Raw genomic sequence first — 13,141 nt, 5'->3', positions numbered from 1 at the left:
CCCGCCCCCATCCCATCCACGACAAGGAGACCGCCGGTGCCGCAGAGGACCATGACGGCGGAACACCAGGGCAACGGCTGGGACGACGGCCTCATCGCCCGCCGCGCGCTCATCGACGACGTACCCACCGGGCGCGCCACCGAACTCGCCACCGCCGTGCCCGCCCCCGCGCACGGCGCCGAGGCACCCGAGGACCACGCCCTCCAGACCCGGCTGGGCGCCCTGCGCGAGCTGATCGGCCTCTCCCGCGCCCGCTTGGATGCCGGCGCGCTCACCGATGCCGGCAAGGTGATCGACGAGGCGACGGCCCGCCACCGGCTGCCCAGGACGTACACCACCGTCGCCATCGCGGGCGCCACCGGCAGCGGCAAGTCCACCCTCTTCAACGCCATGGCCGGCGCCAACCTCTCCGAGACCGGGGTGCGCCGCCCCACCACCGCCAACGCCGTCGCGTGCAGCTGGCCTGCCGGCAAGGGACGCGGCGGCGACGGGCTGCTGGAACGTCTCGCCATTCCCGTCCGCGCCCGGCGCCGCGCCCACGTGCCCGACCCGGCGCTGCGCGGCCTGATCCTGCTCGACCTGCCCGACCACGACTCCATCGCCCCCGACCACCGCGAACAGGTGGACCGGCTGCTGGGCCTGGTCGACGCCGTGATCTGGGTGGTGGACCCCGAGAAGTACGCCGACGCGCTCTTCCACGAGCGCTATCTGCGGGCCTTCGCCGGACACGCCGAGGTGAGCATCGTCGTCCTCAACCAGGCCGACCGGCTGCCCGGCGAGGCGGTGGACGCCGTGCTGGACGATCTGCGCCGGCTGCTGGACGAGAGCGGCGTCGCGCTCGGGGAACACGGCGAACCCGGCGCCGCGGTGCTGGCCGTCTCCGCCCTCACCGGGCAGGGCGTGCCCGAACTGCGGCAGCTCGTCGGCGAACTGGTCGGCGGCCGGTCGGCCGCCGCCAAGCGGCTCACGGCGGACGTGGACGGGGTCACCAGGCGGCTGCGCCCGCTGTACGTGGGGGAGGGGGCCGAGAGCCCCGCCGGGCTGACCCAGCGCACCCGGGAGGACTTCGAGGACCGGCTCGCCCAGGCGGTCGGCGCCCAGGCCGCCGGGCAGGCCGCCGAACGCGGCTGGCTGCGCCGAGCCGACCGGGCGTGCGGCACGCCGTGGGCGCAGCTGGCGCGCCGGATGGCCTTCCGGCAGGCCCAGCGGCGCGGCGAGCCGCCGGCGCTGCTGGCCCGCCGGCTGGCCGGCGACCCTGTCCCCGCCGTCTCCCGCCCGGGACTTGAGCAGGCGGTACGGGAGCTGGCCGAGGACGCCTCGCGCGGGCTGCCGCTGCCCTGGTCCACCGCCGTGCACGACGCGGCCTGGCGCGGCGCGCAGGGCCTGCCGCGCGCCCTGGAGTCCTCACTGGCCCGCCCGCCGGAGCAGGCGGACAGCGACAAGTCGACACGGCGGCAGAAGCAGGAGAAAGAAGAGGGGAAAGAAAAAAGGGGGAAGAACGACAAGCCGGACCGCCCCAGGCGTTGGTTCGCCCGCCACCGGCAGCCCGAACTGACGGTGCTCAAGCCGCCGCCCGGCACCCTGCCGGCCGCCCCCCTGCCGACCGGCCCGGCGAACCCGGCCCTGCAACTGCCGCGCCCCGGCTGGTGGTCGGTGGCCGCCTTCGGGCAGGCGCTGCTGCTCGCCACCCAACTGCTCGGCGTCAGCTGGCTGCTGGCCGCCCTCGTCGGCCTCCCGGTGGCCGGCCGCTGGCTGCCGCTGGTACTGCTGCTCGGCGGCTCGGTCGGCGGCCCGCTGCTGGCCTGGACCTGCCGCCTCGCCGCCAGGGGCCCGGCGCACAGCTGGGGCCGCAAGGAGGAGTGGCGGCTGCGCCGGCTCGCCGCCGACGCGGGCCAGAGCCACGTCCTGGAGCCCGTGGCGGCGGAACTCATGCGCTACCGGGAGGTCCGCGAGCAGTACGCCATCGCCGCCTCACCGACCGGCTCCGCCGAGGACCCGATCCCCCCGGCCGTGATGTCCGAGGGCTGACATGGCCCTTGACGCGGCAAAGGTGCCTGCATAGCGTCGGCCGCGACCGGCCAGGAAGAACAGGACCCGCGGAGAGGAGCCGTCGTGCTGCCACGCCCGTACGACGCCCCCGTCCGTCCCCTGGTCGGCTTCGCGCCCGCCCGGCGCCGGCACATCGATCTGCTGCGGGTCGCCGGCACCCTCTGTCGCGCCTGACGCGCCCGACGCCCGGCCCGCGCCCGCCCGGGTACGTGACGTTCGTACGTACCCGGGTGTCCGTGGGATCCGCGCACCTTCGCGCCTTCGCGCGCGCCCTCTGATTCCCTCCCTCCCCGCCCCGTGCGTTCCGCACGCCGGGCCGCGTCCGCGCGTGCTCCCGCGTGCTCCGTGCCGGGGCGGGGACGGGAACCGTCACCGGAAGGACACCCCGCCATGACCACCACCCCCAAGTCCGCCAGGAAGCCCGCCGGGGGCGGGATAACCGCGCCCGCCGGCACCGGTGACGACGCCGGTACGGACGCCGGTACGGGCGTCGCCGTCTCCGACGCCGACGTGCTGGACACCGCCCCCGATCCGCAGCCCGGGCTCCGCGCCTACCTGGAGGTCAAGCGGGCCGCCCTGCTGGCCCGGCGCGAGGCCGCGCGCGCCAACCCGCCCACCCGGCCCAACCGGCTGCGGGCCCGCGCCGCCGCCGAGGCGCGCAGCGGGGTGCGGCGCATCCGGATCCGGCACCACCAGATCCTCAGCGACTCGCCGCTGGACTTCGCCGGGTACGACCTGGGCCCGGCCTCGCCCGAGATCCAGCTGGGCGTGCTCTCCAGCTGCCTCACTCACGTCTTCCTGATCCAGGCCGCCGACCTGCGGGTGCCGCTGGACTCGCTGGAGGTGGAGGTGGACGCCGACCTGGATCCCCGGGCCGGGAAGCCGGGGTTCGAGGACACTCCGATCTACCCGCACAACATCAGCTACACCGTGCACGTCACCTCGCCCGCGCCGCCCGAGCGCATCCGTGAACTGCACGAGGCGGTCGAGCGCAACTGCCCGATCTACAACCTGCTGGTCAACCCGCAGCAGGTCAGCGGGCGTGTGGTGCTGACCGGCAGCCCGCGCGAGGTCTGACAGCGGGGCGGCGGGCGCCTGTCCGGCGCCCGCCACGACCCGCACGGTCAGGCGCCGCCGCGTTCGCGGGGCAGCCGCTCGCCCGCCTCGACGGCCGGCGTCAGCCGGTTCTCGCGGGGCGGCAGCGGGCAGGTCGCCAGATCGGTGTACGCGCAGGGCAGGTTGACCGCCCGGTTGAAGTCCACGGTCACCCGGCCCCCGGCGTCCGGCGGCGCGATCGACAGGGAACGGTTCGCCGCGTACGTGGTCACCCCCGAGGTGGCGTCGGTGAACAGCACGAACAGCGCGCCGGGCCGGCCGCCGTTGAACGCGGTCAGCCGGTGGGTGACGCCGTCGATCGCGAACTCGATCTCGCCCGGCGCGGTCAGGACGTGTTCAAGACCCTCCACCACCGCGCCGACCGTCACCGGCCGGGGAACGTCGAACGGCAGGAAGCGGCCGGGACGCGCCCAGCCCGGGTCGGGGGCGTAGACGGGGGTGCCTGAGAAGCCGGTGCGCAGCGGATTGGCCGGGTCCCGGGGGCGCAGCACGGGCTGACCGCCGCGCCGGGCCACCTCGACCACGAGATCGCCGGAGGTGGCCAGCACGCTGCCGCCGTCCGGGAGACCGGTGAACCGGTGCCGCCGGGGGAGGGGTTCGCCGTCCACGGCGAGTGTTTCGCCGTCGGAGAGTTCGACCAGGACCGTTCCGTCCTCGTCGGTGGACCAGGTGCCGGGGGCGTCCTCGAACCGGGTGGGCTCCGGGGTCAGCCAGCGCATGCTGGTGATCGCGAGGAAGCCGTGAGGGGCGGCCAGGGACCGGTCGCGTGCGTCGTGCCAGGCCCGCCAGTCGCGGGCGAACGACGCGGGATCGGGGTCGGGGTCGGTGGGGTGTGCGGCGGACGCGGTCGTCACAGGGGTCTCCGGCCGGGGGAGCGGGCGTACGGGGGCGGGGGGAGGGCGCCGGGGGTTCCGGCGTCAGGCCGTACAGGAGGCCGTGGTGACCCGCCCCAGGTCGATGTGCCGACGGGACGTCAGGACTGCCGCTCGCATGGGGACGAGAATGCGCGGGATCGCCCCGGAACGTCAATGAGGTGGAGCACACCCGGCACCGTCCCGGCGCCCCGGAAGGGCCCTCCGACCGGCCGGTCGGGCGGGTGCCGTGAATGTTCCCATTCCGAGCGATTCTGAGGTAACGATTCCACGTCGGAAGGCTTAAGACTGTCTACGGGCGGGGACACAGAGCAACTCCCTCTCTACGATCCGGCAGTACGCACGGGGAAGTTGATGAGCGTGCCGCCTCAAGTGCGGCTGCGCGCCCCCGTGATCGCCGTGGAGGGGACTTACATGATGTTTGCACGCAAGCGGGTCGCCGCCCGCCTTGCGGCTACCGCCGTCGCCACCGGGCTTGCCGCCGCCGGCGTGCTGGCCACCGCCGGCCCGGCCCTCGCCGACCAGACCCCGGGCAACGGCGGTGCGACCGCCACGCTGGACGGGCTCCGCGTCAGCGACAAGATCGACGTGACGCGTGACGGACGGACCAGCACCTACAGCGGTGGTCTGTTCTACCTCAGCGCCGACGACGGCGGCACCCTGAAGACGTACTGCATCGACTTCGGCACGCCCACCTCGCCGAACGCCAAGTACAAGGAGACCGACTGGAACTCCTCGCGTCTGCACGACCTCCAGGAGGAGGCCGCCAAGATCCACTGGATCCTGCAGAACTCCTACCCGGTCGTCGATGACCTCAACACCCTCGCCGAGGCCGCCGGTGCCAACGGGCTGACCGCCGAGCAGGCCGCCGCCGGTACCCAGGCCGCCATCTGGGAGCTGTCGGACGGCGTCGAGGCCACCCCGAAGAACGAGAACGCCGCGAAGCTCGCGGACTGGCTCGGCGACAACGCCGAGGCCGTCGAGGAGCCGCGCGCCTCCCTGGGGCTCTCCCCGCAGGAGGTCACCGGCAAGCCCGGTGAGCTGGCCGGCCCCGTCACCGTGCACACCAGCGCCGACGCCGTCGTCGTCTCCACCGACGCCGCCGCTGCCGCCGCCGGTGTCACCGTCGTGGACGCCAACGGCGAGACCATCACCGAGTCCACCCCGGTGACCGACGGTACCGAGCTGTTCTTCTCCGTGCCCGAGGGCGCCGAGGACGGCTCCGCCTCCCTGACCGCCACCGCCACCTCCCCGGTGCCGGTCGGCCGTGTCTTCACCGGTGTCGACGTCCGCACCCAGACCATGATCCTGGCCGGCTCCTCCGAGTCGTCCGTGACCGCGGGCGCCAGCGTCAACTGGGCCAGCGAGGGTCCGAACCCGGCCATCACCGCCGAAGAGGTCTGCGTCGACGGCGGCGTGCAGCTGACCGTCACCAACGACGGCGACCAGCCGTTCACCTTCGAGCTGGAGGGCGAGTCCTACGAGATCGCCCCGGGCGTCGAGGAGAAGGTCCTGGTCCCGGTCGAGAACGGCCAGGCCTACGAGATCACGGTCGAGAACCTTGAGGGCAAGGAGCCCTGGGTCTTCTCCGGTGTCCTGAACTGCGACACCGCCGGTGAGGAGCCGATCGCCGAGCCCGAGCCCGAGACCCCCGCCGAGAACGAGCCCGCCCCGGCCACCACCGGCGGCAGCGGTCCGGACCTGGCCGAGACCGGCTCCAGCTCCAACCTCGGCATGATGGCCGGCATCGCCGTGGCCCTGCTGGCCGTCGGTGGCGGCGCGGTGTTCTTCCTCCGCAAGCGGGCCGCGGGCTCCGCCGCAGAGTAAGCACCAGCACCACCCAGCACTGCCCGTACCGGCGGTGAACGGCCGTGTCACACGGTGATCGCCGCCCGTACCAGAAGGGGCGGGTCCCACCCGGGACCCGCCCCTTTCGTGTCTCCTCCGCCTCTAGCACACCCCCGGCCGGTTTCCGCCCGGGGCATGCCATGCGGCAGGATGGACGCATCCACTCTTCCGCCCCTTCACTGATTAGCCGGACGGTTTCTGTTGGCTGAGTACATCTACACCATGCGCAAGGCGCGCAAGGCACACGGCGACAAGGTGATCCTTGACGACGTGACCCAGAGCTTTCTGCCCGGGGCCAAGATCGGTGTCGTGGGCCCCAACGGCGCGGGTAAGTCCACCGTGCTGAAGATCATGGCCGGTCTGGAGCAGCCCTCCAACGGTGATGCCTTCCTCACCCCGGGTTACAGCGTCGGCATCCTGCTCCAGGAGCCCCCGCTGGACGAGACCAAGACCGTGCTGGAGAACGTCCAGGACGGCGTGGCCGAGGTCAAGGGGCAGCTCGACCGGTTCAACGAGATCGCCGAACTGATGGCGACCGACTACTCCGACGCGCTCATGGAAGAGATGGGCGCGCTCCAGGAGAAGCTGGACCACGCCAACGCCTGGGACCTGGACGCCCAGCTGGAGCAGGCCATGGACGCCCTGGGCTGCCCGCCCGGCGACTGGGAGGTCACCAAGCTCTCCGGTGGCGAGAAGCGCCGCGTGGCGCTGTGCAAGCTGCTGCTGGAGCAGCCCGACCTGCTGCTGCTGGACGAGCCCACCAACCACCTGGACGCCGAGTCGGTGAACTGGCTGGAGCAGCACCTGGCGAAGTACCCGGGCACCGTGGTGGCCATCACCCACGACCGGTACTTCCTCGACAACGTCGCCCAGTGGATCTGTGAGGTCGACCGCGGCCGGCTGCACGGCTACGAGGGCAACTACTCCAAGTACCTGGAGACCAAGCAGGCGCGCCTGAAGGTCGAGGGCCAGAAGGACGCCAAGCGCGCCAAGCGGCTCAAGGACGAGCTGGAGTGGGTCCGCTCCAACGCCAAGGGCCGGCAGGCCAAGTCCCGCGCCCGCCTCGCCCGTTACGAGGAGATGGCGGCGGAGGCCGAGAAGACCCGCAAGCTGGACTTCGAGGAGATCCAGATCCCGCCGGGCCCGCGCCTGGGCAACGTGGTCGTCGAGGTCGACAGCCTGGGCAAGGCGTTCGGCGACAAGGTGCTCATCGACGACCTGTCGTTCACGCTGCCGCGCAACGGCATCGTCGGCGTGATCGGCCCCAACGGCGCCGGCAAGACCACCCTGTTCAAGATGATCATGGGTCTTGAGGAGCCGGACTCCGGGAGCGTCAAGACCGGCGACACGGTCAAGGTCTCCTACGTCGACCAGTCCCGCGCCAACATCGACCCCAAGAAGACGCTGTGGGCCGTCGTCTCCGACGAGCTGGACTACATCAACGTCGGCCAGGTCGAGATGCCTTCGCGGGCGTACGTCTCCGCGTTCGGCTTCAAGGGCCCGGACCAGCAGAAGCCGGCCGGGGTCCTGTCCGGCGGTGAGCGCAACCGCCTGAACCTGGCGCTCACCCTCAAGCAGGGCGGCAACCTGCTGCTCCTCGACGAGCCGACGAACGACCTGGACGTCGAGACGCTCTCCTCCCTGGAGAACGCCCTGCTGGACTTCCCCGGCTGCGCCGTGGTCGTCTCCCACGACCGGTGGTTCCTGGACCGGATCGCCACCCACATCCTCGCCTACGAGGGTGACTCCAAGTGGTTCTGGTTCGAGGGCAACTTCGAGGCCTACGAGAAGAACAAGGCCGAGCGCCTGGGCCCGGAGGCCACCCGCCCGCACCGGGCGACGTACAAGAAGCTCACCCGGGGCTGAGGGGCGGAGGCAGAGCCGTGCGGCATGTGTACGAGTGCCCCTTGCGCTGGTCGGACATGGATTCCTTCGGGCATGTCAACAATGTGATCTTCCTGCGGTATCTGGAAGAGGCCCGGATCGACTTCATGTTCCGGCTGGCGCGGCAGGCCGACTCCGGTGCGTTCACCGGCGGTTCGGTCGTCGCACGGCATGAGATCGACTATCTGCGCCCGTTGGTGCACCGGCACACGCCGGTCACCGTCGAGCTGTGGGTGGCGAAGGTGGGCGGCGCCTCGGTGACCGTGGCCTACGAGGTCAAGGACCCCGAGCAGGTGTACGTACGGGCCGCCACCGTGGTGGTGCCCTACGACCTCCAGGCGGGCCGGCCGCGCCGGATCACCGAGGAGGAGCGCCGCTTCCTCGCGCACTACCAGGACGACGCGGCCGGGAGCGGTACCGCGTGAGCCTGTCGTTCGCCGAGCGGGGGGAGGCCGCCGAGCTGGCGGCCCTCCTCGCCCGGCTGCTCCGCTGGGAGAAGGCGGCGGCGGCCCGGCTCCAGGCGGACGGGCAGGTGCTCGGCGTGTTCGCCAAGCCGGCCCGCTTCGACGTCCTGGCGATCCGCCCGCTGCGGCTCGCCGAGCCCGCCCGCCTGGACATCACCGTCTCGGCGGGCGAGCTGCTGGAGGGCATCGACGAGGCCACCGGCACGGCGCGCGTCCCGGCGGCGGTGACCGGCCCGTCCTGGGCGGGCGTGCTGCCGCCGCGCGGCGGCTGGGAGCCGGTGGCCGAGCTGGACCACGCAGGGGTACGGGGCGCGGCCGAGGCCGTGGTCGCGGAGTTCCGGGAGCGTACGGAGGCGCTGGCCGCCACCGAACGCACCAGGGACGCGCTGGACGCCCTGGCCGAGGAGATCTGGAGCCGTACGCTGTCCGGCACCCCGCTGCCGCTGCGTGCCGTGCACGCGGCCCGCTCGCTGGGTTTCCTGCGGGCCGCGGCGCCGGTGGCGGTGCTGGCCCGGGGCGTGTGGCTGCGGCTGCGCACTCCGCTGGGGTCGATCGCGGTGCGCCGGCCGGGCACCACCACCCCGGGCCTGACGGTCACCCCGCGCTGACACGTTCGGGTGGCCGATCACCGCGGGGTTGACATCGGTCCCGGCGGGCGGTGCGCCACGGGCGGGGCACCGGCCCCGTCCGGATCACATCTCGCGGGCGATGAACTGGATCAGCTGCCGCGACTCACCCTCGTCGAGGGCGATCTTCTCGGAAACCTCCAGCAGTCTGCGGTACTTCTCCAACTCGTCCGCCGCGTGCAGGAAATCACCGCCGAAAGGCGTGTCCACCTCGACCGTGTCCAGTTCCCGCACCGGCCCGTACGCATAGAGAAATGACTGACCGTGCCCGGGAATGTCCTCCTGGGAAAACGGAATCACCCGCAGCTCGACCGAGGGCCACTCGGTCACCTTCAGCAGCCACTCCAGCTGCCCGCGCGCCGTCGCCCGGCCCCCGTACCGCATCCGCAGCGCGCCCTCGTGGATGATCGCCTGGCACCTGGGCGGGTTCTCCCCCCGCAGCAACTCCCCGCGCCGCAGCCGCACCGCCACCCGCGCCGCCAGCAACTCCTCGTCCGGCGGCGGCACCGAGCCCGCCATCACCGCGCGCGCGTACTGAGGCGTCTGGAACACCCCGGGCACCAGCAGCAGATGCACCATCCGCAGCGCCGTGCTGTGGTGCTCCAGCTCCGCCATGTCCACATTCCCCTGCGGCACCTTCCCGCGGAACGCGTCCCACCAGTTGCCGCCCCGGTGCTCCCGGGCCATCGCGCACAATTCACCGACCAGCCGCTGATCGCGGCACCCGTAGAACTCGGTCAGCCGCCGGATCCGCGTCTCACTGATTCCGCGCCGCCCGGATTCGATATTCGACATCTTCGCGCGATCCGTACCGATCCACGCCGCCGCCTCGTGCGCGGCTTTACCGGCCTGTTCCCGCAACTTCCGCAATTCGGCCCCGAGCCGCGCCTCACGCGCGCTCGGAAGATCCCTCGGCGGCATCCTCGCCCTCCTCATTCACGACCGGATCAGTCTGCCGCGCCCTGTCGCCCCCGGTCTACTCTCCGTGAGTTCCCGGCCGGGGGCGCTCCCCGGACACATTCCGGAGGGAGGAACGGGTCTGCGACCATGGAGGAGTGACTGAGATCCGACGCGGCACCCTGCAGACCGAGACCTTCTACGAGCGGGTCGGTGGCGAGGCCACCTTCCGCGCGCTCGTGAAGCGCTTCTACCAGGGCGTGGCCGACGACCCGCTGCTGCGGCCCATGTACCCCGAGGAGGACCTGGGCCCGGCCGAGGAGCGCTTCGCGCTCTTCCTCATGCAGTACTGGGGCGGCCCGCGCACCTACAGCGACAACCGGGGCCACCCCCGGCTGCGGATGCGGCACGCCCCCTTCACGGTCGACCGCGCGGCGCACGACGCCTGGCTGGGGCACATGCGGGAGGCCATCGACACGCTCGGCCTCGCCCAGGAGGACGAGGCCGAGCTGTGGCGCTACATGGTGTACGCGGCCGGTTCGATGATCAACACCCCCGGCTGACCGGCGGCACGGACACCGCCGGGCCGCCGGGGCGCGGGGCCGGACCCCCGCGGACGCTCAGGCGTCCCAGCGGAACAGCTTCGCCGCGATCGCGGTGAGCACCGCGGTGAACAGCAGCAGCCCGCCGATCACCGGCAGCGCCGTCTCCCAGCCGCCACCGCGGCTCAGGACATCCGACAGCGCGTCGTTGAGATGGCGCAGCGGCAGCAACTGGGCGATCCCGCTCAGCCAGCCGGGCATCACCTCGGTGGGGAAGAACGACCCGGCCAGGAACGCCATCGGCATGATCGTGACCTGGAGAATGCCATTGGCCGCCTCCTCGGTCTTGGCCACCGCCCCGATCACCAGGCCGATCGACATGAACGCCAGCGAGCCGCTCAGCACCAGCGGGATCGACAGCCACCAGCTCCCGCTCAGCTGCAGACCGTAGAACGGGATGCAGGCGATGCCGAGGAACAACGCCGTCTGCACCAGCGCCAGCGCCAGCGTCACCCCGACCCGGGCGCCGATGATCGTCGCCGGGTGGATGGGTGCCAGCCACAGCCTCCGCAGCAGCCGGGACTTGCGCCACCCCACCAGGGTGAGGGCCGACAGGAAGGCCCCGCCCATCGCGATGGCCCAGCCCAGCAGGCCGGGCGCCAGGAACTGGATCGGCTTGACCGAGTCGTCCTCGACGGTGTCGATGGCGAGCCGGTAGGCCGGCGGCTGGCCCGTCGCCGCCTGGTTCGCGGCCTCCACCAGCGACTGGAGCACGCTGCGGACGGTGCCGGCCCGTACGCCGTCGGACTCCGAATAGCGCAGCTCGACGGTGTCGCCCGACTGCCAGATCGCACCGGCCACCTCGCCGGTGCGCACGTCCTCCAGCGCGCTGTCGAGATCGGCGGCGCGCCGGAACTCCACCACCTTGTCCAGCTCGGCGCGGGCGTCCTCGGGCAGCCCGTCCAGTACTTCGACCTCGCCGACCTGCGCGATCGGTGAGCGCGAGATGCTGTTGTCCTGGAAGAGCGCGCCGAACAGCACCAGGAACATCAGCGGGAAGATCATCATGAAGAACACGGCGGTGCGGTCGCGCAGCAGACCCAGCATCATGTTCTTGGACAGCGGCAGCAGCCCGGAGGAGCGGCTCATTCGCGGAACTCCCGTCCGGTCAGCTGGAGGAAGACGTCCTCCAGGGTGTCGACGCCCAGCTCACTGATCAGCTCGGCGGGCGGCCCGGTGCGCAGGATGCGGCCCGCGTCCATGATCGAGACCCGGTCGCACAGCACCTCCGCCTCGTCCAGATAGTGCGTGGTGAGGACGACGGTGCGGCCCTCGGAGTTGATCTGCCGCAGCAGGTCCCACAGATTGCGGCGGGCCTGCGGGTCCAGGCCGGTGGTGGGCTCGTCCAGGAACACCAGCTCCGGATCGTGCACCAGCGCGCAGGCGATCGACAGCCGCTGCGCCTGCCCGCCGGACAGCTCACTGTCGCGGACATCGGCCTTCTCGGCCAGACCCACCGACTCCAGCATGGCGTCGGCGCGGTCGGTGGACACCCCGTACAGCGCGGCGAAACTGTGGATCTGCTCGCGTGCCGACAGCTTCTCGAAGAACGCGGACGCCTGAAGCTGCACGCCGATACGGCGCAGCAGGCCCCGGTTGCGCGGCCAGGACGGGATGCCGAGCAGCTCGGCGGTCCCCTCGTCGGGGCGGCGCAGCCCCTCGATCATTTCCAGTGTGGTGGTCTTGCCGGCGCCGTTCGGCCCGAGGATTCCGTAGAACTCCCCCCGCGGAACCTCGAAACTGACGCCGTCGACGGCCTGTGTGTCCCCGTATTTCTTGCGCAGACCCGCCACCGATATGGCGGGTCCGCCCCCCTGGTCAGTGCTCACGACGTGCTGGGCCCCTATCCCCGGTAGAGAGTGATGGTCGTCCACGCCCCGACATGCACCCGGTCGCCCTCGCGCAGCGGGACCGGGACGAAGGGCTGGACCGGATCTTCCGAACCGTTGACGGTGGTGCCGTTGGTGGAGTCCTGATCCACCACGGCCCAACTGCCGTCCGGCTGCTGGACGAGGACGGCGTGCTGATGCGAGACGCCGGGGTCCTCGGAAGGCTGTGACAGGTCGATGTCCGGGCTCTCCCCGGTGGACTGGCGGCGGCGGCCGATGGTGACCTGCGGGCCGTTCAGCGGCACCTGCCGGGGCGGGGCGTACGGGGGGAGGCTCAGCTGGGCGGCCTCGGGGCCCGAACGGCGCATCATCGCCTGGAAGTAGTCGGGGTCGGGGCCCACCGTCACCATCCAGGAGGCGGCGGTGTTCGGATAGCCGTAACCGCCCTGCGCCTGCTGCTGCCCCTGCTGCTGGTGCGGCATCGGCGGCGGGAGCACCCAGTCACCGGTCTGGCCCGGGGCGCCGCCGCCCGGCATCGGGGCCGGCGGGGCGGGGGGCGGCTGGTGACCGTACGGCTGCTGGTGGGGCGGTGCGCCGGGTATCGGCGGGCCGTCCGCGCGCGCCGGAGGTATGTAGGTGGTGGGGGAGTTGGTCAGGAAGTTGTACCGGCAGCCCTCGCAGAACGGCGCCTGCGCCTCGCGGGGCGTACGGCACTGCGGACACACCTCGGGCGGCCGGCCCGGGTGGTGCTGCATCGGCGGGCCGGCCGGGTAACCGGGCGGGCCGGGGGGAACGGGGGGACCCGGCGGAACCGGGTGCTGGCCGAAGGCGCCGGGGGGCGGGGGCATCGCGGCGGCGGGCGCCGGCATGCGGTAGCCGCACACCTCGCACCAGTCCTCGGCCGACGACTGGTGACCGTTCGGGCAAGTCGGCACGTTACGCCCTCCCCCTGCT

12 protein-coding genes are annotated in these 13,141 nt (G+C 72.3%); 7 read left to right on the top strand and 5 right to left on the bottom strand.

Annotated features, from left to right (window positions below; translation table 11 throughout):
• Positions 1 to 36: 36 nt before the first annotated feature.
• Together ACTFAP_RS08390 and ACTFAP_RS08385 are read left to right on the top strand one after the other, a co-directional pair.
• Entirely contained in the window at positions 37 to 2,028 is a 1,992-nt protein-coding gene (locus ACTFAP_RS08390; RefSeq protein ID WP_500468648.1) for a GTPase, read from the top strand.
• A gap of 411 nt (positions 2,029 to 2,439) precedes the next feature.
• Positions 2,440 to 3,126 (top strand): OsmC family protein, encoded by a 687-nt coding sequence (locus tag ACTFAP_RS08385; RefSeq protein ID WP_500468647.1) that lies wholly within the window; start codon positions 2,440 to 2,442, stop codon positions 3,124 to 3,126.
• A 47-nt stretch (positions 3,127 to 3,173) separates the two neighbouring features.
• On the opposite strand, the gene ACTFAP_RS08380 is transcribed toward ACTFAP_RS08385, so the two are convergent.
• The gene (locus ACTFAP_RS08380; RefSeq protein WP_500468645.1) at positions 3,174 to 4,019 is read right to left on the bottom strand and encodes a DUF1684 domain-containing protein; all 846 of its coding nucleotides are present in this window, start codon (positions 4,017 to 4,019) and stop codon (positions 3,174 to 3,176) included.
• Between the two features lie 432 nt (positions 4,020 to 4,451).
• Between ACTFAP_RS08380 and ACTFAP_RS08375 the strand changes: the two genes are divergently transcribed.
• The 4 genes from ACTFAP_RS08375 (at position 4,452) to ACTFAP_RS08360 (ending at position 8,841) form a co-directional block, all read left to right on the top strand.
• Positions 4,452 to 5,864: a Cys-Gln thioester bond-forming surface protein gene (locus ACTFAP_RS08375; protein WP_500468644.1), complete on the top strand. Its 1,413-nt coding sequence runs from the start codon at positions 4,452 to 4,454 to the stop codon at positions 5,862 to 5,864.
• Positions 5,865 to 6,086: 222 nt separating this feature from the next.
• On the top strand, positions 6,087 to 7,751 hold the full coding sequence (ettA, locus tag ACTFAP_RS08370; protein ID WP_495684058.1) for an energy-dependent translational throttle protein EttA: 1,665 nt from the start codon (positions 6,087 to 6,089) through the stop codon (positions 7,749 to 7,751).
• Between the two features lie 17 nt (positions 7,752 to 7,768).
• Positions 7,769 to 8,194 carry an acyl-CoA thioesterase gene (locus ACTFAP_RS08365; protein WP_390116204.1) on the top strand — a complete coding sequence of 142 codons (426 nt, stop codon included), beginning with the start codon at positions 7,769 to 7,771 and terminating at the stop codon, positions 8,192 to 8,194.
• Entirely contained in the window at positions 8,191 to 8,841 is a 651-nt protein-coding gene (locus ACTFAP_RS08360; protein ID WP_495684057.1) for a DUF8185 domain-containing protein, read from the top strand. The genes ACTFAP_RS08365 and ACTFAP_RS08360 overlap by 4 nt, the downstream gene beginning before the upstream one ends.
• Positions 8,842 to 8,925: 84 nt before the next feature.
• Here the strand turns inward: ACTFAP_RS08360 and ACTFAP_RS08355 are convergent, their stop codons facing one another.
• Positions 8,926 to 9,780, bottom strand: coding sequence for a Scr1 family TA system antitoxin-like transcriptional regulator (locus ACTFAP_RS08355; protein WP_500468643.1), 855 nt, complete (start codon positions 9,778 to 9,780; stop codon positions 8,926 to 8,928).
• 134 nt (positions 9,781 to 9,914) lie between these two features.
• Here ACTFAP_RS08355 and ACTFAP_RS08350 point away from each other — a divergent pair, with 134 nt between their 5' ends.
• Entirely contained in the window at positions 9,915 to 10,319 is a 405-nt protein-coding gene (locus tag ACTFAP_RS08350; protein WP_500468641.1) for a globin, read from the top strand.
• A 57-nt stretch (positions 10,320 to 10,376) separates the two neighbouring features.
• Here the strand turns inward: ACTFAP_RS08350 and ACTFAP_RS08345 are convergent, their stop codons facing one another.
• The 3 genes from ACTFAP_RS08345 to ACTFAP_RS08335 are packed head-to-tail and all read right to left on the bottom strand — an operon-like array spanning position 10,377 to position 13,122.
• Positions 10,377 to 11,447, bottom strand: a complete 1,071-nt coding sequence (locus ACTFAP_RS08345; RefSeq protein ID WP_390116211.1) for an ABC transporter permease — start codon at positions 11,445 to 11,447, stop codon at positions 10,377 to 10,379.
• Entirely contained in the window at positions 11,444 to 12,187 is a 744-nt protein-coding gene (locus ACTFAP_RS08340) for an ATP-binding cassette domain-containing protein (RefSeq protein WP_495684054.1), read from the bottom strand. The genes ACTFAP_RS08345 and ACTFAP_RS08340 overlap by 4 nt, the downstream gene beginning before the upstream one ends.
• Before the next feature lie 14 nt (positions 12,188 to 12,201).
• Positions 12,202 to 13,122, bottom strand: a complete 921-nt coding sequence (locus tag ACTFAP_RS08335) for an FHA domain-containing protein (RefSeq protein ID WP_495684053.1) — start codon at positions 13,120 to 13,122, stop codon at positions 12,202 to 12,204.
• Positions 13,123 to 13,141 lie beyond the last annotated feature (19 nt).

Source organism: Streptomyces sp. PH9007, from assembly GCF_059813725.1.
This window is presented reverse-complemented; position numbering and strand designations above follow the sequence as displayed.

What these genes read in the sequence shown, in the direction of transcription:
- ACTFAP_RS08345 (WP_390116211.1), bottom strand. Translation starts at nt 11,447, where the DNA reads ATGAGCCGCTCCTCCGGGCTGCTGCCGCTGTCCAAGAACATGATGCTG.
- ACTFAP_RS08355 (WP_500468643.1), bottom strand. Translation starts at nt 9,780, where the DNA reads ATGCCGCCGAGGGATCTTCCGAGCGCGCGTGAGGCGCGGCTCGGGGCC.
- ACTFAP_RS08375 (WP_500468644.1), top strand. Translation starts at nt 4,452, where the DNA reads ATGATGTTTGCACGCAAGCGGGTCGCCGCCCGCCTTGCGGCTACCGCC.
- ACTFAP_RS08385 (WP_500468647.1), top strand. Translation starts at nt 2,440, where the DNA reads ATGACCACCACCCCCAAGTCCGCCAGGAAGCCCGCCGGGGGCGGGATA.